Origin of the sequence: Faecalibacillus faecis (assembly GCF_003024675.1) — a bacterium.
GTDB classification, from domain to species: Bacteria; Bacillota_I; Bacilli_A; order Erysipelotrichales; family Coprobacillaceae; genus Faecalibacillus; species Faecalibacillus faecis.
This window is the reverse complement of the sequence record NZ_PYLP01000027.1, coordinates 1-20,366: the sequence shown is the minus strand read 5'-3', so window position 1 is coordinate 20,366 and position 20,366 is coordinate 1. Positions and strand designations below refer to the sequence as shown.

18 protein-coding genes, 10 tRNA genes and 2 rRNA genes are annotated in these 20,366 nt (G+C 30.4%); all 30 read right to left on the bottom strand.

Translation table 11 applies throughout. From position 1 onward, the window contains the following. Positions 1–32: 32 nt before the first annotated feature. Positions 33–106: transfer RNA gene (locus C7U55_RS12525), tRNA-Asp, on the bottom strand. 4 nt (positions 107–110) lie between these two features. After that, positions 111–187: transfer RNA gene (locus C7U55_RS12520), tRNA-Met, on the bottom strand. An 18-nt stretch (positions 188–205) separates the two neighbouring features. Then, positions 206–298, bottom strand: a tRNA-Ser gene (locus C7U55_RS12515). A 9-nt stretch (positions 299–307) separates the two neighbouring features. Beyond that, positions 308–384 (bottom strand) — tRNA-Ile (locus C7U55_RS12510). A 35-nt stretch (positions 385–419) separates the two neighbouring features. After that, a tRNA-Met gene (locus C7U55_RS12505) sits at positions 420–496 on the bottom strand. A gap of 23 nt (positions 497–519) precedes the next feature. Next, positions 520–595, bottom strand: a tRNA-Ala gene (locus tag C7U55_RS12500). Positions 596–605: 10 nt separating this feature from the next. Continuing rightward, positions 606–682 (bottom strand) — tRNA-Pro (locus tag C7U55_RS12495). A 5-nt stretch (positions 683–687) separates the two neighbouring features. Continuing rightward, positions 688–764, bottom strand: a tRNA-Arg gene (locus tag C7U55_RS12490). 9 nt (positions 765–773) lie between these two features. Continuing rightward, positions 774–862 (bottom strand) — tRNA-Leu (locus C7U55_RS12485). A gap of 9 nt (positions 863–871) precedes the next feature. Then, positions 872–946, bottom strand: a tRNA-Cys gene (locus tag C7U55_RS12480). Between the two features lie 170 nt (positions 947–1,116). Then, positions 1,117–3,015 carry an extracellular solute-binding protein gene (locus C7U55_RS12475; RefSeq protein ID WP_106988840.1) on the bottom strand — a complete coding sequence of 633 codons (1,899 nt, stop codon included), beginning with the start codon at positions 3,013–3,015 and terminating at the stop codon, positions 1,117–1,119. Next, positions 3,012–3,857, bottom strand: a complete 846-nt coding sequence (locus tag C7U55_RS12470; protein WP_106988839.1) for an ABC transporter permease — start codon at positions 3,855–3,857, stop codon at positions 3,012–3,014. Before C7U55_RS12470 ends, C7U55_RS12475 begins: the two co-directional genes overlap by 4 nt. Beyond that, positions 3,858–5,435: an ABC transporter ATP-binding protein gene (locus C7U55_RS12465; RefSeq protein ID WP_106988838.1), complete on the bottom strand. Its 1,578-nt coding sequence runs from the start codon at positions 5,433–5,435 to the stop codon at positions 3,858–3,860. Positions 5,436–5,449: 14 nt separating this feature from the next. After that, positions 5,450–5,983 carry a helix-turn-helix domain-containing protein gene (locus C7U55_RS12460; RefSeq protein WP_048923994.1) on the bottom strand — a complete coding sequence of 178 codons (534 nt, stop codon included), beginning with the start codon at positions 5,981–5,983 and terminating at the stop codon, positions 5,450–5,452. A gap of 142 nt (positions 5,984–6,125) precedes the next feature. Further along, positions 6,126–6,959: a prephenate dehydrogenase gene (locus tag C7U55_RS12455; RefSeq protein ID WP_106988837.1), complete on the bottom strand. Its 834-nt coding sequence runs from the start codon at positions 6,957–6,959 to the stop codon at positions 6,126–6,128. Next, positions 6,956–7,522, bottom strand: a complete 567-nt coding sequence (locus C7U55_RS12450) for a hypothetical protein (RefSeq protein WP_106988836.1) — start codon at positions 7,520–7,522, stop codon at positions 6,956–6,958. The genes C7U55_RS12455 and C7U55_RS12450 overlap by 4 nt, the downstream gene beginning before the upstream one ends. Then, a complete protein-coding gene (locus C7U55_RS12445) occupies positions 7,510–7,902 on the bottom strand; it encodes a hypothetical protein (RefSeq protein WP_106988835.1) in 393 nt (130 codons plus the stop codon). The genes C7U55_RS12450 and C7U55_RS12445 overlap by 13 nt, the downstream gene beginning before the upstream one ends. A gap of 3 nt (positions 7,903–7,905) precedes the next feature. After that, entirely contained in the window at positions 7,906–9,366 is a 1,461-nt protein-coding gene (locus C7U55_RS12440) for a nicotinate phosphoribosyltransferase (RefSeq protein ID WP_106988834.1), read from the bottom strand. A gap of 64 nt (positions 9,367–9,430) precedes the next feature. Continuing rightward, positions 9,431–9,685: a LysM peptidoglycan-binding domain-containing protein gene (locus C7U55_RS12435; RefSeq protein WP_048923999.1), complete on the bottom strand. Its 255-nt coding sequence runs from the start codon at positions 9,683–9,685 to the stop codon at positions 9,431–9,433. A 76-nt stretch (positions 9,686–9,761) separates the two neighbouring features. After that, positions 9,762–10,436 (bottom strand): ribonuclease III, encoded by a 675-nt coding sequence (rnc, locus tag C7U55_RS12430; RefSeq protein ID WP_106988833.1) that lies wholly within the window; start codon positions 10,434–10,436, stop codon positions 9,762–9,764. Further along, positions 10,423–11,412, bottom strand: a complete 990-nt coding sequence (plsX, locus tag C7U55_RS12425; protein ID WP_106988832.1) for a phosphate acyltransferase PlsX — start codon at positions 11,410–11,412, stop codon at positions 10,423–10,425. The genes rnc and plsX overlap by 14 nt, the downstream gene beginning before the upstream one ends. A 28-nt stretch (positions 11,413–11,440) precedes the next feature. Next, entirely contained in the window at positions 11,441–13,453 is a 2,013-nt protein-coding gene (recG, locus tag C7U55_RS12420; protein ID WP_106988831.1) for an ATP-dependent DNA helicase RecG, read from the bottom strand. 8 nt (positions 13,454–13,461) lie between these two features. Continuing rightward, a complete protein-coding gene (locus C7U55_RS12415) occupies positions 13,462–14,373 on the bottom strand; it encodes an AEC family transporter (protein ID WP_106988830.1) in 912 nt (303 codons plus the stop codon). 53 nt (positions 14,374–14,426) lie between these two features. Further along, positions 14,427–14,732 (bottom strand): PTS sugar transporter subunit IIB, encoded by a 306-nt coding sequence (locus C7U55_RS12410; RefSeq protein ID WP_106988829.1) that lies wholly within the window; start codon positions 14,730–14,732, stop codon positions 14,427–14,429. A gap of 114 nt (positions 14,733–14,846) precedes the next feature. Beyond that, the gene (locus C7U55_RS12405; RefSeq protein WP_106988828.1) at positions 14,847–15,797 is read right to left on the bottom strand and encodes a 3'-5' exoribonuclease YhaM family protein; all 951 of its coding nucleotides are present in this window, start codon (positions 15,795–15,797) and stop codon (positions 14,847–14,849) included. Continuing rightward, positions 15,790–17,784, bottom strand: a complete 1,995-nt coding sequence (locus C7U55_RS12400; protein ID WP_106988827.1) for a glycosyltransferase — start codon at positions 17,782–17,784, stop codon at positions 15,790–15,792. Before C7U55_RS12400 ends, C7U55_RS12405 begins: the two co-directional genes overlap by 8 nt. 9 nt (positions 17,785–17,793) lie before the next feature. Continuing rightward, on the bottom strand, positions 17,794–18,903 hold the full coding sequence (locus C7U55_RS12395; protein ID WP_106988826.1) for a lysylphosphatidylglycerol synthase transmembrane domain-containing protein: 1,110 nt from the start codon (positions 18,901–18,903) through the stop codon (positions 17,794–17,796). 11 nt (positions 18,904–18,914) lie between these two features. Beyond that, positions 18,915–19,919, bottom strand: coding sequence for a glycosyltransferase (locus C7U55_RS12390; RefSeq protein ID WP_106988825.1), 1,005 nt, complete (start codon positions 19,917–19,919; stop codon positions 18,915–18,917). Between the two features lie 159 nt (positions 19,920–20,078). Then, a 5S ribosomal RNA gene (rrf, locus tag C7U55_RS12385) occupies positions 20,079–20,187 on the bottom strand. A 73-nt stretch (positions 20,188–20,260) separates the two neighbouring features. After that, positions 20,261–20,366, bottom strand: a 23S ribosomal RNA gene (locus C7U55_RS12380); the annotation flags it as partial.

Here is a 20,366-nt window from a genome sequence, read left to right as displayed (position 1 = left end):
TCTACCGACTGAGCTACGGAACCATCATTTGKCGGTCTGGACGGGACTCGAACCCGCGACCTCCGCCGTGACAGGGCGGCATTCTAACCAGCTGAACTACCAGACCATTTTGGTTGCGGGAGAAGGATTTGAACCAACGACCTTCGGGTTATGAGCCCGACGAGCTACCAGACTGCTCCATCCCGCGATATTAAATTTTAATAAATGGCGGAGATTGAGGGATTCGAACCCCCGCAGGACGTTAATCCTCTGCTGGTTTTCAAGACCAGTCCCTTCAGCCAGACTTGGGTAAATCTCCGTATGATAATGGTGGACCCTGTAGGACTCGAACCTACGACCGATCGGTTATGAGCCGATAGCTCTAACCAACTGAGCTAAGGGTCCGTAGTATATGCCCCTTGGGCACCTTAATTTAAAAATGGTAGCGGGAGGGGGATTCGAACCCTCGACCCTCCGGGTATGAACCGAATGCTCTAGCCAGCTGAGCTATCCCGCCATATATTTTTAAAACTATTTAATTGGTGGAGCCAAGCGGGATCGAACCGCTGACCCCCTGCGTGCAAGGCAGGTGCTCTCCCAGCTGAGCTATGGCCCCAATTTTTAAATGGTCGGGAAGACAGGATTTGAACCTGCGACCCCCTGGTCCCAAACCAGGTGCACTACCAAGCTGTGCTACTTCCCGTTTAATGGCGCGCTAGGCAGGAATCGAACCCACAACCTCTTGATCCGTAGTCAAGCACTCTATCCAGTTGAGCTACTAGCGCATATATCAATGGTGCCCAGGGCCGGAGTCGAACCGGCACGGATTTTAAGGTCCGCAGGATTTTAAGTCCTGTGCGTCTACCAATTTCGCCACCTGGGCATTCATTAATGGAGGTTCCTACCGGACTCGAACCGATGATGACAGAGTTGCAGTCTGTTGCCTTACCAACTTGGCCAAGGAACCGTATTTTGTTTGACGTCTTTTATCACGTCGCTCATTTATTATATGTTAATTTTATTTATTTTGCAATAGTTTTTTACAATTTTAATTCATGAAATTTGAAATGTTTTTTATTTTATTTGATTTTATCAATCATTTTTAAGAAAAGATTCTATGAATTTTTCATAGAATCTTTAATTTCTATTAGCATTTGAGGCTGCAATTTTTACTTTTGCCCAATAATTTGCCATTATTTTTCTTGTTTCAGAATTATAATTAAAGACTTCGTCTTTATTATTTTTTCTGATTGGATCATAGGCATTGATTCCTTTAAAGTCATTATTTTTCAAATCATTCATAACTTCTGTATTTGGTGATGTATATCCAACATAAGAAGAATTATCATAGGCTGCATCATAACTTGAAACATAATTAATAAACTCATGTGCTAAATCAACATTTTTAGAACTTTGCGGAATAACCATAGCATCACACCAAATATTTGTTCCCTGTTTTGGCATATAAAAACCAATATTTTCATTTTCAGACATGATATAAGCAGCATCTCCCGAATAAACAATGCCTAAAGCTTTTCTTGCTTGTGCCATATTATCAATGATTTCATCTGTGACAATTTCTGGAGACATTGTTTGAACACTTTGTAAAAGCCAATTATAAGCGTCTGCAAGCTCTTTTTCATTATCTGTGTTCATTGAATAGCCTAATGCTTTTAAAGCCATCATAAAGGAATCTCGTTCTGAATCATATAGATAGATATCCCCTTTATATTTTTGATTTAAGAAAATGTTAAATCCTTCTTCTTTTAAATCTTTTTTACTGACTTTTGTCTTATCATAAACAATTCCTACACTTCCCCAGAAATAAGGAACTGAATATTCATTATTTGGATCATAAGAAAGATTTTTTATCGAATCATTAATATCATCCATACAAGTAATTTTATCTTGATCTAATGGTTGAATCAACTTTTCTTGTTTTAATCTTTCAATCATATAATCACTTGGAATTAAAATATCATATGCTTCACCATTAGCTACTTTAATATACATTTGTTCATTTGAATCAAAAAGATCCATAACAACTTTACATCCTGTTTGTTTTTCAAAATTAGAAAGCAAGTTCTCTCCTGTATACTCTCCCGCATTATAAACGTGTAATGTTTGTCCTGCATATTTTTTTGAAGAGATTCCTGTTTTTTGAACAAAGACAAGTCCCATGAAAACACATGCTGCTACCACTGCTGCAATAATTCTTGGTGCCTTCTTTTTTTCTTGCATTTCTGTTGATTGTGCTTTTCTTTTTTCTTTAACCATTGGTGCAACATTTACAATAATTAAAACAATTGTAATAAACACAACAACTAATGTCGAAATCGCATTAATACTTGGATTAACACGTTTTGACATTGTATAAACCATAATACTTAAGTTTTTGATTCCTTTTCCTGTAACGAAATAAGAAATAATGAAATCATCAAAAGACATTGTAAAAGCAATTAGTGCTCCTGAAACGATCCCCGGCATTATTTGAGGCACAATGACTTTTGTAAGAGCCATCCAAGGTGTACATCCTAAATCCATTGCGGCATCCGCTAAATTTGGATCCAATGAACGAATTTTAGGCATAACAGACAAGATAACATACGGAATACAAAAGGCAATATGTGCAATTAATAATGTAGCAAAACCTTTTTCAATATTAAAAGTAATAAAGAATAACATTAAGCCAATTGCAGTAACGATTTCTGGGTTCATTAAAGGAAAATCGTTGATTTGCATAATTAAATCATGAACGACTTTTTTAGATTTAGAAAGTCCAATCGCACTGATTGTTCCTACAATTGTTGAAACAACAGTGGCAATGATTGCAACTATGATAGTGATATATAAAGACTCCATCATAGATGAATCTGCCAACATTTTAGAATACCATTGCATTGAAAAACCAGTAAAATGTGTGAGCGACTTACTTGAGTTAAATGAAAAGACAATCATAAAACCAATAGGTAAATAGAAAAATAAGAGCATTAAAATCATTAAAACTTTTAAAAGAGAATATTTTTGTTTTTTCATACTTTTTTCTCCCTTCTATTTCCTGAATTACGTTTTTCAACATATCTTACTAAATACATAATCACCATCATCACAATTGCCATAATCACTGAAATAGCTGAACCAAAGTTCCATTCACCGACAGTAATAAATTGATTTTCAATCACATTTCCTATTAAGAAATATTGTCCTCCCCCTAATAATTTTGGAATAAAGAAAGAACTTACTGCTGGTAAAAAGACAAGAGCAATCCCACTAATGACTCCTGGTATTGAAAGTGGAAAAGTAACTTTCCAAAATGTTTGAAAACGATTTGCTCCTAAATCAGAGCTTGCTTCTAATAAAGATTTATCCATTTTAGATAAAGAGGTATTAATTTGTAAAATCATAAAAGGAATAAAGTTATAAACCATTCCAAGTAAAACAGCCCCTTCTGTATAAAGAAGTTGTGTTGATTTAAAACCTAATAAATTTAATAAAGATTGTAAAATACCACCATCTGATAAAAGTCCAATCCATGCGTACGTACGTACTAACATATTGATCCACATTGGTAAAGTAATTAATAAAATTAAAATATTTCTTGTACGATCTTTACAACGTGAAATAAAATAAGCTGTTGGATAACCAAGTAAAATACAAATAATCGTTGTTTTTAGTGCAATTGAAAGTGATCTCCATAAAATAAGTAAGAAATCAGGGTCGGTAAAGAATTTCACAAAATTTTGTAAAGTGAAATTAAAGTTAACAATTGCATTTCCACTGTCTGTAATTGCATAAAAAGCAATTAATAAGACAGGAAGAAAAAGAATAATAATACTCCAAATAATATAAGGGAGTGCTAATTGTGAAAACTTTTTCATCTAGAATCCCATCTTTTCCATAACATGAATGTCTTCTACTTCGAAAGTCAATCCGACCTCTTGACCTTCTTCTACATAATCTGTTGTATGTACCTTTAACTCTCTACCTTCTGTAGAGAAAGTGACTTGGTAAATACCTTCTTGGATATTTTCTGGATCAAAATCATAATCCACATAAATATCTACTGCTTCATCTTCGTTAGATAATTTCCAACCAATGGCATTGGCCCATGTCTTTAAATCTGTATCTAAAGCCACTGATTCTTTAATTTCATCAACAGTTTTAAAGAAATTGAAGGCACTAACAGCTTCATTTGCTTTTTCATTCTTGACGAATTTTTGATCGACAACAATGATCTTTCTAGAAACAGTTAATCCTGATGCTGTTTGGAAAGTAACTGTATATTCACCTAGTTTTTCTTCTAAGTTATGTTCAATTTTACTAATAGATGTATAAGAATCATCACTTTCTTTCCATGCTTGTGCATCCGCTCTGGCAATAATATCATTGTCATCTAAAGAAGCTACTTCTTCAATATCTACATAGAAATCATTGGCAGAGATTCTTTCATCACTATATTCACTTTCTACATCATGATTTTTAATAACGTTCATATTAACTTTAACAGTTGTCCCTGGAACAGTTTCCACCATTGCTTCATTCCAAACACCTTTAAATAAAACGCTTAAAACTTCCCCTGTAATTTTTCCTTGTTCTAAAGGAACAATATCGATGTCTTCAGGGCGGATAACAATATCTACCTTTTCATTTGGTTTAAAACCAAAGTCGACACAATCAAAAATTTGATCATCAAATTTTACTTTATAGTCTTCTATCATCGTTCCAGAAATCACATTACTTTCACCAATGAAATTGGCAACATATTTATTAACAGGTTCATTATAAATTTCTTGAGGTGTTCCTACTTGTTGAATTTCCCCGCTTTTCATAATAACGATTTTATCTGACATTGTTAGAGCTTCTTCTTGGTCATGAGTAACATAAATAAATGTAATTCCTACTTCTTGTTGAATTCTCTTTAATTCATATTGCATTTCTTTTCTTAATTTTAAATCTAAAGCTCCTAATGGTTCATCTAATAAAAGAACTTTTGGTTCATTAACAAGCGCTCTGGCAATAGCAATACGTTGTTGTTGTCCACCAGATAATGTTGTCACATTTTTATTTTCAAAACCTTCTAAACCAATAAGTTTTAACATTCTTAATACTTTTTGATCGATAACATCTTTTGACATTTTTTTGATTTTTAAACCAAACGCAATATTATCATAAACATTCATATGTGGAAATAAAGCATATTTTTGGAAAACTGTGTTGAGTTCTCTTTTATAAGGTGGTAATTCTTTGATATCTTCATTATCAAAAATTACAGCTCCTTCATCTGCTTCTAAGAAGCCTCCTAAAATACGAAGAAGTGTTGTTTTTCCACACCCACTTGGTCCAAGAAGTGTCACAAATTCATTTTCATAAATATCTAAATTAATTCCTTTTAATACAATTGTCCCGTCAAATTCTTTGATAATATTTCTAAACTTAATGAGCACCTTTTCTTCCATAATTCTTCTCCCTTTTAAAATATTGGTGGTGTTGATACCCAAATAACTTTTGCTAGAGTATCATTTTTATTCATTAAATAATGTGGTAAATTTCCTTTTAAATAAAAGGTCTCCCCTTTTTTGACCTCATATTCCTCTTCGCCATGAACAAGAGTTACTTTTCCTTGAATAACATAACCAAACTCTTCTCCATCATGAGGATCAAGCTCCATTGATTTTTTATCTTTTTTCAATTCAATTAAAATGGGTTCCATTTCATTTTTTTGAGCATTTGGAATAATATATGAGATCTTATAATCATCTTGAATATTTTCAAAAAAATCTTCTTTACTAAAAACGATTTGTTCATCTTCATCTTCCGAAAAAAAGTCTTTAAGATTGGTTCCTAAAGCCTCTAAAAGATTTTCTAAAGTTGCAACGCTTGGTGAGGTTAAATCTCTTTCTAGTTGAGAAAGAAATCCTTTCGTAAGCTCACTTCTATTAGCGAGTTCTTCCAAGGTCAATTGATTAGACAAACGAATCCTTTTAATCTTTGCTCCGATATCCATAAGCCCTCCTGTTTATTTAAAAAAACTTTTTGTTTTATTTATTAAACAAGATTATTATACTTATAAATATCAAGAATTCAATATATTTTAAACAAAAAGTTTAAAATATTAAACTAAAGTATAAAAAAAGAAATAGTTTTCACTATTTCTCTAAATTTCTTCTTCTTTTTGATGATTCAATAAACATCGCCTTTAAAGTTTGACTATCTTCTTCTTTAATTGCTTTTTTTAGAATATCTAGCTGATCTTCAAAACCTTGAATACTCTTTAATAAATTATCTTTATTGGTAAAGAATAATTCAGTCCATAAATCTTCATTAATATTCGCAATACGTGTTAAATCACGATATGAATCTCCAATATATTTTCCTGTATCATATTTTTGATTATCACTATCAATCAAGGATACAGCAATGACATGAGGAAGTTGTGAAGTAAATGAAATAATTTCATCATGTGCTTGTGGTGACATGATTTTAACGGAATGGAATCCTAAATTAGAAACAAATTGTTCCATCATGGCAATCGCACTTTTACTATTTTGTTCATGTTGAATCAAAATATAGTTTGCCCCTTGGAATACTTCTTTACTAGCATAAAGATAGCCTTTGTTTTCTCTTCCAGCCATTGGATGTCCCGAAACAAATTCTACATCTTTATCTTTTAATAAATTCATTGCTTCATTTAAAAAATGTGTTTTAACCCCAACAGCATCTGTAATAATACTTCCTTTTTTAAATTCATGTTCTTTAATGTAATCTAAAACAAGAGATGGATAAAGACAAATAATTGTCATGTCTGATCGTTTAATGATTTCTCTACCATCAACAAATCCTTCTTTAATACATCCATCAGCTTTTGCTCTAGCAAGTGTTTCTTCATCAACATCAACACCATAAACTTCATGACCTTGACCTTTTAATGCTTTAACAAAGCTTCCCCCAACAACACCAAGACCAACGACTGTTATAATCATAATTTCTCCCTATGATCTATACGTGGACAAACTTTATTTAAATAATCAAAGACCTTTTGACTATTTTTTTCATTTGTTTTATATAGATACTCTTTTCCTTTCGCTCTAATTACAATTTTACATTTCTTTTGTTTATCCATTAATTTAACATCACGAATACTTTTATAAGAAATGTTTTCCCCGTTTAATATCATTTCATGTTTATTAAATACTAATAATGATTCATAAGCTAAATAATCAATAAGTGGTACAAGCCATGAAACCATCAATATTGGTGACGTCATTGAAACAATTTGTACCATCTCTAAATAAATCAAAAGACATGTAACACATAATACAATGTATGAAACCCCATATAAATATTTTTCATACCCTGTATAAATAACTTCTTTAGCTAATTTTAATTTTTTCTTTTTTCGATAAACAAGTACAATTAAAACATAACTTACTAATAAAACCAAAAATGTTAAAGCTCCCATAAAAACTTCTTGATTTCCTAAAGAAATCAAACCTGAAAAAAAGGTAATGACTCCTAATGCTGATAAAATAATTAATTCAACCATGAAGTAATCATCATTGAAATACCTGATGAAGCTCCTAATAAAATAAACATAAATAGGAAACGAGCAAATAATGAAATCATTTTTGGTTTTTCTCGATTAACTAAACATCCTGTAAGAACAATTAATAAACTTGTAATAAAACCATGTCCAACCACAAAAGCAACAGCTTCATTTAAATATTGCATTAAAATTGGAATAATAAGTAAAGTTACAAGTAGAAAATCAATAATGAAAACAAGAATTGTTTTTAAATCTAAATGCACCCATTTTAAATTAAAATTCTTTTTAAAGAGATCTTTATTTGTTTCAACTACTTTTTCTTTTTGGGTAAATTGATATTCTTTTTTTGTTCTTTCAACTTTTCTATCAAATCTTGCCATCTTTTATTTTCTCTTTTCTTCTAACATTTTTATTTTATAATCTAATAATTTTTTTGAAAGATCAACGTAATAATTATGTGGGAATTCTAATCTAAAAATTTCATCCCATAAACGTGCTTTTTCTTTCATTGAATAATCTCTAATTTCTTTAACAGATAATTTTTCATAAACAAATTTTCCATTTTCAAAAATAGGTACTTGAAGTTCTTCAACTGTATATGTATCAGCTTCAATTGTTTTAAATTTCCATACATCTGATTGATGATAAATTGTTAAATCTTTTGTTGAATCAATGACTTCATCATGGAAAGTAATTAAATCAGCCATTGCTTTTCCTGTTTCATTTTCAAAAAGACGGTAAACACGTTTATATCCTGGATTGGTAATTTTTTCTGTATTTTCTGAAATTTTGATTTTTGGAATGATTTGTCCATCTTTTTCAATGGCTACTAATTTATAAACCCCGCCAAAAACAGGTGATGATTTTGAAACAATTAAGTTTTCTCCAACCCCAAAAGAATCAAGTTGAGCTCCTTGGTTTAATAAAGAACGAATTAAATACTCATCTAATGAGTTAGATGCAGAAATGCTGACATAAGTTAATCCAGCTACATCAAGCATCGCTCTTGCACGTTTTGATAAATAAGAAATATCTCCACTATCTAAACGAATTCCTTTGAGTTTTTTACCCATTGGTTCTAAAACTTCTTTGGCAATTTCAATAGCATTAGGGACACCACTTTTTAAGGTATCATATGTATCTACTAATAAGACACAATCATCTGGATAAGTAAGTGCATAAGCTTTAAAGGCTTCATATTCATTATCAAAAGATTGTACAAAAGAATGAGCCATTGTTCCTACAACTGGAATATCAAACATTTCGCCTGCCGAAACAGTTGCTGTTCCTGCAACCCCACCAATATAAGCTGCACGTGCTCCATAAGTGGCACTATCATAACCTTGTGCACGTCTTGCACCAAATTCCATTACAGGTCTTCCTTTGGCTTCTTGTACGACACGATGTGCTTTTGTCGCAATCAATGATTGATGATTCACTGTAACAAGTAACATTGTTTCAATGATTTGTGCTTCAATAAATTTTGCTTTGACTGTAATAAGTGGTTCATTAGGAAATACCGGTGTTCCCTCTTTAATTGCATAAATTGAACCTGTAAATTTAAAATCTAATAAATAATCTAAAAAATCTTCATCAAATTTTTGAAGTGAACGGAGATATTGAATATCTCCTTCACTAAAATGCAAATTTTCAATACATTCAATTAATTGTTGTAAGCCTGCAAAAACAGCAAACCCACCATTATCTGGATTTTTTCTATAAAACATATCAAAATAAACAAGTTGATCTTTATTACCTTGTTTAAAATAATTATATGCCATTGTTAATTCATATAAATCCATTACAAGAGTTAGATTTCTTTCACTACCTGCATGTCTATTCATATAATTCTCCTTTAACGTTATTTTATGAATATAATAAGCTTTTTTCTAAAAAAAATCTAGTCTATTAAAAATATAATTCATAAGAATCTCTTGTTTGTGGTAAAGGCATTGGTCCTTGGGGAATAAATGGAATATAGAGTTGTTGATCAGGATAGATCATCATTTGTTGATTTAGTTTATTCATACAAGCAATCCATTCAATCTTTGTATTAAAATTACGAGCAATACGATAAATATTATCTCCAGGTCTTACGGTATATAAGTAAATATCACCTACTCTACGAGGATGAATCACTCTTTCATAATCATCTTCAAACATATTTAACCTCCTTCAGTTTACTCTATGTCTTTAGATAAAAAGTTTTTGGGCAAAAAAAAGAGATAACGAATGTTATCTACTTTGCAAGTTTTTTTAAAGCATCTTTGGCAGCTTTTTGTTCCGCTCTTTTTTTACTTGAACCTTTTCCAGTTCCTAAAGTCATATCGTCCATCATCACCGCTACTTCAAATTCAGGAGCATTGGCTGGACCCGTTGTTGAAAGAAGTGAATATGTGACTGTTTTTCTTTGATCAGCTTGAATGAGTTCTTGTAATTTTGTTTTAAAATCTGTGATGTCATCATAATTAACATCTTCTACATGTTTATAAATTGTTATATCTAAGATTTTTAAAACATAGTCAATCCCACAATCTTCACTGATAGCCCCTATGAAAGCTTCAAAGATATCCGCCAAAACACTATTACGATCTCGACCACCGTTGTGTTCTTCACCGGCACCTAAAAAGATTTGAGGTCCTAACCCGAGTTCACGCGAGAATCTTGCAAGTGATTCTTCTCTTACAAGTTTAGAGCGTAAAAGTGTTAATTCTCCTTCTGGTTTTTCTGGATATTTTTCATATATAAATTTAGAGACATAGTATTGTAAAACTGAATCTCCTAAAAACTCTAATCTTTCATAATTTTTACCCTTATTTTCATTTGTATAAGAAGGATGTGTAAAAGCTTCTTTATAAATTAAAATATTATTATAAGGGATTTCTAATTTTTGTAAAAATTTACCTAATTCCACTTTCGTTTAACCCTACTTTCATTTTATCTACGACATTTGTTTCAATCATATTAAAAGCTAAATTCATAGCACTTTCAAATGCTTTGGCATCACTTGCCCCATGTGCTTTAACAACCGGTTTAACAAACCCCATCATCAAAGCCCCTCCAACACCTGCTGGATCAAATTTATTTTTTAAATTTTTTAAAACAGGTTTGGACATGACCGCCCCTAATTTTGTACGTGTTGATGACATGAAACCATCTTTTAAGGCGGACATCATTGATAAAGCAACACCTTCAATGGTTTTTAAAGTAACATTTCCAGTGAAACCATCTGTTACAATAACATCAACATCACCTTTTAAGATTTCTTTTCCTTCAATATTTCCTACAAAATCAATTTGTTGTAATTCTTTTAAAGATTGATATGTTTCTTTATGAATTTCATCACCTTTATGATCTTCACTACCAATGTTTAATAACGCAACTTTTGGCTTTTGAATATGTCTAACATTTTTAGCGTAGACATTTCCCATGATTGCAAATTGTACCAACTGTTCCGCGGTATTTTCTGCATTGGCACCTACATCTAGCATACAAACCCCTTTATCATTTAAAGTTGGAATGGTTGCCATTAAACATGATTTATCAATTCCTTTAATACGTTTTAAAAATAGCATTGCACAAGCATAATAAGCACCTGTATTTCCACAAGATAAAACACCATCTACTTCATTATTTCTAGCAAGCATCATTGCTTTAACTAGGCTGGATTCTTTTTTTCGACGAATAGCAAGAATGTTTTCTGTCATTTCAAAAGTTTCTCTTGCATCAATCAATGTGACTTGTTGATATTCTTTCAATGCTTCTAATTCTTCTATTTTTCCTACAACATAAAGCTCATCTGTTTTATTTTTTTCTAAAAATGAACGACAAGCTTCTACAACAATAGAGCTACCTAAATCTCCACTCATTGCATCTATGGCTAATTTCATGTTCTCACCTCTTCAAGATTATAACACATTAATCAATATATGCATTATTCTTTGTTAAATTGTTTTTTATTTCTACTAACATCTTTTGTATTTTTTCATCATCTTGATGTTGATTTAATGCTTCATAAGCATCTTTACGCGTAATTTCTAAAATATGATAATCTTTAAAAATATCACCAATCATAAAAGTTGGTACCCCACTTTGTTTTTGTCCAAGTAAATCACCTGGGCCTCTTATTTTCAAATCATATTCAGATACTTCAAAACCATCATGATGATTTTCTAAAAATTCTAGTCTCTCTTTTTGTTCAGAATTATTTGCTTGAGAAAGCAAATAACAATATCCTTGTTCCTTTGATCTACCGACACGTCCACGTAATTGATGAAGTTGAGAAAGTCCAAATCTTTCAGCATTATAAATTACCATCATATTAGCATTGCTGACATCGACTCCTACTTCAATAACAGTTGTAGACACAAGAACTTGGATTTTATTTTCTTTAAAAGCATCCATAACTTGATTTTTTTCTTCATCATTCATTTGTCCATGAACTAGGCCTACTTCATATTGACCTTTAAAATAGCTTGCCATGGCTTTAGAAATATCACTGGCATTTCTTCCTTCAATTGCTTCACTTTCACTTACTAAAGGACAAACAACATAACATTGTCCACCACTTGCAAGATAATCTTTTAAATCTTTTAAAATAGGTTTCATGGAAATTCCTTTAACAAAACGTGTAATTACTTTTTTTCGACCATTAGGCATTGTTTTAATGGTTGAAACATCCATATCTCCATAAAGTGAAATTGCAAGTGTACGTGGGATTGGTGTGGCTGTCATTACAAGAAAATCCACTTTATTTCCTTTATTTTTAAGTGCTTTTCTTTGTTCAACACCAAAGCGATGTTGTTCATCAGTAATGACTAAACCGAGTTGGTTATATTGAACCTTATCTTGGAAAAGAGCGTGGGTTCCCACAATAATATCGATTTTCCCCTGTTCTAATTGTTGATAAATTTCATTTTTTTCTTTCAAACTTAAATGCCCTGTAAGTAAAGCAATATTGACTTTTGTTTTTTTAAATAGCTTTTTTAAAGATTGATAATGTTGTAAAGCAAGAATTTCAGTTGGTGCCATCATTGCTCCTTGATATCCCGCTAAATAATTAGCGTAAAGACTAATTGCAGCGACTACGGTTTTCCCACTTCCTACATCTCCTTGAACAAAACGATACATCAATTTCTGACTTGATAAATCAATCAAAATATCATCTACAACTTTTTGTTGATCTTCTGTTAATTGAAAAGGCAATTTTTGAATAAATTTATTAATTTGTTCTTTATCAATTAATTTTGAAATACCAATATTTTGTGTCCTGTTTTGTTTAATATATTGCATTGTCATTTGAAATTTAAAAAATTCTTCGTATTTTAAATATCTTAAAGCGCTAATAACATCACTTCTTGTTTGTGGCTGATGCACTTTAAAAAGGGCTTCTTGTCGATCAACTAAATGATATTTTTGACATAAATAATCTGGAATAGAATTTCCAATATGTCCTTTATAAAAAGAAAGTGCTTTATTTACATAGCCTTGAAAGTTTTTTTGCGTCAAACCTTCTTTTAAAGAATATACCGGCGTAATTCCACTAATTTCTTCTAATCCTTTTAATTTAACTTCACTTGCGGTAATTGACTTTCTTGCTTCATTATATTTTCCAACTATTGTTAGTTTCATTCCAACATGCATATTCTTTTTTAAGAAATGACGGTTAAATAAGGTAATCGTTAAAGTTTCTCCATGATAATCAATATGAAATGTAAGTCGTGAAAGTCTTCCTTTAAAAAAGACTTTCGGTTCATCAATTAATTTTCCTTCAATAATTACCTTTGTTTCATCATGAAGAGGTGTTTCTAACATTTCTTCATAACGATAAGGATAATGTAAAATCAAATCTTTTACAGTATATAAAGACAATTCATTAAGCTGCTTGATTTTATTGTCATTAATTTTCAATACTTTTAGTTCATATTCCATAAAATCACCTAAGCAAATAAAATAATCAAAATAACAAGAACCGCAATACTTATAATAATTGATAAAGAACTTGAAATAGCTGGTGCATCTCGATGGTAACCAATATTTTTAGAAAAAACAGCGGATACAGTAGTAATAGGTGCTGCCATAGCAAGAACAACAATTTTTTTAGCAAGTAAAGGAATTGGAATAAAAAAATAAACGATACACATTAAGATTGCCCCAAAAAAGACACGAATAATAAGTGTTTTTAAAACAATTTTCATTTCTGCTGGATTAATTTTGATTTCTAATAAAAGTCCAATCATAAACATCGCTAAAAAACCATTTCCTGTCCCAATAAAAGAAGCAACCGATAAAATAGGTTGTGGAATAGAAATTTTAAAAAGTGCCAAAACAAAAATCAAAAGATAGACATCAAAAGGAATTGATGAAAATAATTTTTTTATGACTGTCTTAGGTGTTAATTTTTGATTACTGCTAGCTAAACTTCCTGCAAAAGCATAGCTCCCTCCTAAACACATAATTGAATTTCCAACATCAAACATACATAAATAAGCAACTCCCATTCCCGGAAAGAAACTTTGTACAAATGGCATAACAAAGTTTCCAATATTATATCCAGAACAGTTGATCATGTAATATCCTTTTAATACATTGTCCTCTTTTTTTGAAAGGATGTACGAAATAAAAAGCATGATAATGTTTGAAGTCAATCCAATAAGTAGTAAAAGAAGCATGGATTGATCAATGGTAATACCACTTGCATTTGTTAGTAAAGCACAAGGCAAAGTAACATTCATAATAATTGTTGCAATTGTTAAACCATCTCTTTTTTCTAAAACATGTACTTGCTTTAATACAAAAGCAATGATGATAACAAAGACAAAGCCTGCAGCTTTGATCATAATTTCGGCCATCGTTATATCCTCCTAAAAAATATTATAGCAAAAAAAAACATCGCTTAGGATGTTTATTTTTTGATTAAATCTAAAGCTTGATTTAAAACAGCCTCACCATTCATTTCAACAAAATCATTTTCATTAATCAATGCACATGGAATAACCCCATGAATCATTTCTTCAAATTTAGATAATTCTGAAGCAGATTGTGGTGCTAATAAAACACAATCAGCATCTGCCCATGATAAACCTACTGATTTAGAACCAACTGCCCAGCACATTACTTTAATATCTTTTTGTTTTGCTGATTCTTTTACTGCTTTAACAAGTTTATTTGTTGTTACACCTGAAACACAGCATAATAAAATTTTGTACATTTTTTACTACCTCACTTCTTAAAAATAAATTTCTCTCATAATTATATTCTTTTTTCAATATTTTTCTATAAAAAATAACATTTATTTTTTCAAAATTTGAAAAAGCAGCTTTTGCTACTTTTCATACATTTTTGGTTTATAAAGTGCTCTATTTTCTAAAGAGAAAACACGCTTTGTAAACTTACCATATTCTACAGTTTCTAAAGCTTTGTCCATCATAGCCATACGTGCATCAATGTTATCAATCAAATATAAGATTTCTGCTTCTTTAATTTGTGGTAATACCGGTGAGCCATATTCATTTTTACCATGATGTGCTAAAATCATATGTTGTAATAATGTAACCTCTTCTCCCTCAATATGCAATTTATTAGCCGTTTCTTTTATCATGGCATTTGAAATAGAAATATGCCCTAATAATTTTCCTTCTAAAGTGTACTCTGGAACAACTGGTCCACTTAATTCTACGGTTTTTCCTAAATCGTGTAATGTAATTCCCGAATAAAGTAAATCTTTATTTAATGAAGGATATAATGTGCAAAATGATTCTGCAACTTTTAACATACCATAAGTATGATAAGCAAGTCCAGAAACATATTCATGATGGTTTTTACTAGCTGCTGGATAATAAGATAATTTTTCTATATTTTCTTCAAAGAGTGTTTTAACTAATTGATGTAGTTTTAAATTATCAATTTGATCAATAAATTTCTTTATTTCGTGTATCATAAATTGACCATCTAACGGTGCTTGTTTTAAAAAACGAATTCTTTCCTTATCATCTTGTGTACCTGTATGGATTTTAACAATTTTCATTTGACGATCTTCATTATATTTAATGACATCCCCTTTGATTTGAACAACAGTCCCCTTTACTAAATTTTGAACTTGTTCATCTGTTGCATTCCAAAGCTTTGCATCAATAGATCCTGTATCATCTTGCAAAGTCATTGATAAGTATGTTGAACGATGTGCTCCGTTTGTTTTTCCTGAAACAACATGATTAATAAGAGCTTCTATATAAACACCATCATCCCCTGGTTTTAAATTTGCTATTTTATTCATCTTCTGTCTCCTTAACTTCTAAGATATGTTTTATATCTTCGTAATTATATCCTTTTTTTAATAAGGTATCAATTATTTTGTTTTTTAACTCTTTTCCTTGTATTTTTTTACTATAACGGTTTAAAGCTTTTGTCATATCTTTTTCTAATGCGAATTTTTCTTTTTCATTATCATATTCAAAATCATATTGAGACATAGCTTTATCTATGATTTCATTAGTAAATCCTTTTAAGAAAAGCTTTTCCTTAATTTTTCTTTGGATATTTCTATAAGAAATGCTTGTATTTTTTTTATAATAATTATTGATTAAAAGCATTGCTGCTTGATATTCTTCATCATCATCTAATTCTTCTAAACATAAATCAATAATTTCACTATCAACGCCATAACTTCTTAAATTATAGATAGCCTTATTATGACCAATTCCTAATCGTGTACATCTTTTAAAATAATTCAAAGTAAATAAATGATCATTGATGAGATTCTTTTCTGAAAGTAATTGAATTGTTGCATCTAGTTGAGCATCATCATAATCACCTGAATTCATGAGTTTTTTTCGCATTTGTTGTTCTGTATAATCTTTAACAGAAAGATATTTAAGAGCTTTATTATATGCTCTACTGATTTGTTCTAAATCTTTTAGTGTATTAAAGGTATCTCGATCAATTATTTCTCCTTGATGAAGTTGATATTGATCAATCACTTTATCTGTTAATTCTAAAGTAACTGTACTTGCATTTTCATCATAAGTAAAAGAAACTTCATTTTTATTGTTTTTAATTGGAAAGATAGAAACAACTTGATACGTATATTCTTTGGTTAGAATGGCTTGTTGATAGACTTCTAAAACTTTTCTAGCAAATGTTTCACCACTATACTCCTTTGCTTTAGCTAAAGCATTTTCTTTAAATGAAGTTAAATCCATCTCCATTGTTTTTAAAATAAGTTGAGGTAATTCGTTTTCATCTCTAAAAAAGAAACCATTTTTTCCATCTTCAATGACATCTACTAACTGATCATCATAACGTGCAATAACAGGAATATTAGAAGCCATCGCTTCAATATAAGTTAAGCCCTGTGTTTCAGAAAGTGAAGCGGAAATAAACATATCGGAAATATGATAATGTGCTGGTACATATTCCCCACTTTGTGGTCCAGTAAAAATCACATAAGATTCTATATGATCGTCTTTTACATAGTTTTTAAGTTCTTCTAATTGTGGTCCACCACCAACAATTAAAAAACGAATATTATCATTTAAAGCAACCACTTCTTTTAAAGCATCAATGATAACAGTAATACTTTTTTCAGGAGCAATTCTTCCTAAAAAAGTAAGTACAAAATGATTTTGTAATTGGTATTTTTCTATTAATTCTTGACATATTTTTTCATCTTTATTTTTAATAGAAAAACGATCAAGTTCTAAACCTGTAGGAATCGTATAGATATGTTCTTGTTGTAAACCATAATGTAATAAAGCTTCTTTTGTCTTATTGGAAGGAACAATAAGTCCTTGACAGCTATTACCATAAAATTTACTAATTTTTGTGATTACTTTTTTTACAACCGCATCGACCGTTTCAGAATTAATAGGATTCATATAATGCGAATAGTCTGTCCACATTGTATGATACGTGTAAACAACTGGAAGATCTAAATATTCTCCAGCAATACGTCCAAAGATACCAATTCCAAATTCTGTTTGTACATGAATAACCTCCGGTGCAAATTTCTTTATTTCTTTCATTCCTTTAAAAGAGAAAATATTACACGCCCTATAGCCATAAAGAGCCTGAATTTCTAATCCAGGTACTCTTAATATTTGATCATCTAAACTTATATCATAATCACTATCACTTGGTAATTCACTTGTAACAACCAAAACATCATGTCCTAAGCGTACAAGTTCATTTCTTAAAATATTTGTTGAGGTCGCAACCCCGTTTATATCTGGTAAATATGTATCAGAGAAGAGTGCTATTTTCATAAAATCCTCCTATTTTTTAAAGTCTTTTAATTCAACTTCTTCAATATCTTCAATAACAATGCCATTTTCTTCAATTGGTTGATTCGATTCTTTTAATGTAGCAATATTTAATTCTTTACTAAAAGACATTGTAAGTCCACCGATAATCAACCCAGCATAATAGGTTGCAAATCGCCAAACAAGTAAAGTTGCAGAAGTTGCATTTTTAAGAAAATAACGAAGTAAAATAAAGAATGAGCCTTCACTTCCCCCACTTGCTCCAGGAAGTGGAACAAAGTCTGAAATTAAATAAACAAATGCAGTAATACCAATTAAATCAAAGAAATGTTTCCATGATAATGGAACATTCATCGCTAAAGAACAAAAAAATGGAATACTGTAAAGCACAGTGAGTTTTAAAACATTTAAACCTATTGATTTTAATAAAATAGGTTTATTTTTTTGTAATAAATTTAATTCTACTCTAAAATTTTCGAGTTTTCTTTCTATTTTAGAGCTTGTTTCTTCATAATTTTTAACAATATGTAATTTTGCTAGAAGCTTAACAACATTATTACTTAAAAAATTTTGAAGTCTTTCTGATTTAGCACCTAAAAAGAGTGTTGAAATAACAACAAGATTAATAACAAAACCTACAATAGCAAGTGAAAAAAAACCTGAATAAAGAGAACTAAAATACGCAAATTTCAAAAGTATGATAATAGAGGTATATAGAACCAAAACACTTTGATAAACAATAAAAATCATAAGTAAGATACTCGAAGAATAAGTTGCTTTAATTCCTTGTTTATTAAAAGCATAAATTTGATAAAATTGTCCTCCAGATGCCATTGGTGTAATTCCATTAAAGAAAATACCAGCCATAGCATTAACAATTCCCTGCTTTAAACAATAATCCTCTTTATAAACTCTGGCAAATAATGTAAGATTCATAGCATTTATCAAATAGAAAATAAGCATAAGAATAACTACAACAAGAAGCCATCCCAAATGACAATGTGATAATGATTCTATTGTACCTTCTAGTTGATTACCAATCGAAAAATAAATCGATAAGCCACCTACTAAAAGAATAATAGCCACATTAAGTATGTATTTTTTTATATTCTTTTTATTCATAATCAAGCCCTCTATAAGGATTCTACTTTTTCATAGACTTCTTTTAATTGTTGACCAATAAGTATTAAATCCCTTTCTTTAGCTACTTTATAACCTTCATCTATTGTTGAAGGTAATTCTTTATTAATTATTTTTTGAATTAAAGAAATAAATTCTTCATTTGTTTTTCCTTTATAACAATTTATTTGATCTTTCATCCAGGGATCAAAAGCAGGAATATCTCTCAATAATATTTGTGTTTTACAAGCTAAAGCTTCTAACACAACAATTCCTTCTGTTTCTTCGCGCGATGGAAAGAAAAAAACATCAGCACGACCATATGCGCCTTTAATAACATCTCCACTAACATATCCTGGTAAGATGACATTTTCTGGTAATTCTTTAAGTAATTTTTTTATTTTAGAAGTTGGATTAGATAATTTAACGTCACCAAACCACATGAATTTTATATTTGGCATTTCCCTTGCAACTTCTACAAAAGTATCAAACCCTTTTCTTTCAAAAAGCCATCCAACTGATATAACAAGTTTATCATTAACAGAGATATTAAACTTTTGAATAAATTCATTAATTTGTTCAGAAGTAGGATTAAATTGTTCAACATCAACTCCATTAGAAATAGCATAGATTTCTTTATTTAAATCATATGATTCTAATAAACTTTTAGAATAAGGTGTTGGTGTAATAATAACATCTGCAGTATTATAAAGATAAACCAACCATTTTTTATATAAACTTGCAAAAGTATTTGAAAACATAAATGAATTTTTAAAATCTTCTTCTGTACTATGCGCATGATAAATAATTTTTTTATTATTTTCTCTCGCTTGTTTAATAATTGGTAAACTATCAGGATAGATTGTATTGATATGTAAAATATCATAATCTAAATCATTTTTATTTGTTGTAAATTCAATATTATTTAATGTTAAAGCTTTTTTTTGGTGGTAAAATGCACGTCCAATTCCTGACTTCTTAATTGCATTTTCCATTCCAAAATATAATTTAATTTTCATAAAAAACATCACCCAAACTATTATAACATAATTTTATTTTTGAAACTATACATTCACATATTTAAAGCTATAATCTAATAGCCATGTAAAAGTTAAGATATATATTATATATTAGTTCATAAATATAAACTGATTATTAATAAAAAATATAAAAAAAAGAACTGGCAACGAGCTATTTTCGCACCGAAGTACTATCTTCGCCGTGATGATGCTTAACTTCTGTGTTCGGAATGGGAACAGGTGTGTCCATCATGCTATCATTACCAGATCTTCTCTTCAAGTATCCTTCAGGACACTCAAAACCAGATAGTAGTCTCTTTCTTTCAAGCTCGCTTGCCTTTTCGGTCAAGCCCTCGACCTATTAGTATCAGTCCGCTTAACATGTCACCATGCTTACACTCCTGACCTATCTACCTTATCGTCTTTAAGGGGTCTTACTTGCTTGCG

What these genes read in the sequence shown, in the direction of transcription:
- C7U55_RS12475 (WP_106988840.1), bottom strand. Translation starts at nt 3,015, where the DNA reads ATGAAAAAACAAAAATATTCTCTTTTAAAAGTTTTAATGATTTTAATG.
- C7U55_RS12470 (WP_106988839.1), bottom strand. Translation starts at nt 3,857, where the DNA reads ATGAAAAAGTTTTCACAATTAGCACTCCCTTATATTATTTGGAGTATT.
- C7U55_RS12465 (WP_106988838.1), bottom strand. Translation starts at nt 5,435, where the DNA reads ATGGAAGAAAAGGTGCTCATTAAGTTTAGAAATATTATCAAAGAATTT.
- C7U55_RS12460 (WP_048923994.1), bottom strand. Translation starts at nt 5,983, where the DNA reads ATGGATATCGGAGCAAAGATTAAAAGGATTCGTTTGTCTAATCAATTG.
- C7U55_RS12455 (WP_106988837.1), bottom strand. Translation starts at nt 6,959, where the DNA reads ATGATTATAACAGTCGTTGGTCTTGGTGTTGTTGGGGGAAGCTTTGTT.
- C7U55_RS12450 (WP_106988836.1), bottom strand. Translation starts at nt 7,522, where the DNA reads ATGGTTGAATTAATTATTTTATCAGCATTAGGAGTCATTACCTTTTTT.
- C7U55_RS12445 (WP_106988835.1), bottom strand. Translation starts at nt 7,902, where the DNA reads ATGGCAAGATTTGATAGAAAAGTTGAAAGAACAAAAAAAGAATATCAA.
- C7U55_RS12440 (WP_106988834.1), bottom strand. Translation starts at nt 9,366, where the DNA reads ATGAATAGACATGCAGGTAGTGAAAGAAATCTAACTCTTGTAATGGAT.
- C7U55_RS12435 (WP_048923999.1), bottom strand. Translation starts at nt 9,685, where the DNA reads ATGTTTGAAGATGATTATGAAAGAGTGATTCATCCTCGTAGAGTAGGT.
- plsX (WP_106988832.1), bottom strand. Translation starts at nt 11,412, where the DNA reads ATGAAATTAGCCATAGATGCAATGAGTGGAGATTTAGGTAGCTCTATT.
- recG (WP_106988831.1), bottom strand. Translation starts at nt 13,453, where the DNA reads ATGGAATATGAACTAAAAGTATTGAAAATTAATGACAATAAAATCAAG.
- C7U55_RS12415 (WP_106988830.1), bottom strand. Translation starts at nt 14,373, where the DNA reads ATGGCCGAAATTATGATCAAAGCTGCAGGCTTTGTCTTTGTTATCATC.
- C7U55_RS12410 (WP_106988829.1), bottom strand. Translation starts at nt 14,732, where the DNA reads ATGTACAAAATTTTATTATGCTGTGTTTCAGGTGTAACAACAAATAAA.
- C7U55_RS12405 (WP_106988828.1), bottom strand. Translation starts at nt 15,797, where the DNA reads ATGAATAAAATAGCAAATTTAAAACCAGGGGATGATGGTGTTTATATA.
- C7U55_RS12400 (WP_106988827.1), bottom strand. Translation starts at nt 17,784, where the DNA reads ATGAAAATAGCACTCTTCTCTGATACATATTTACCAGATATAAACGGG.
- C7U55_RS12395 (WP_106988826.1), bottom strand. Translation starts at nt 18,903, where the DNA reads ATGAATAAAAAGAATATAAAAAAATACATACTTAATGTGGCTATTATT.
- C7U55_RS12390 (WP_106988825.1), bottom strand. Translation starts at nt 19,919, where the DNA reads ATGAAAATTAAATTATATTTTGGAATGGAAAATGCAATTAAGAAGTCA.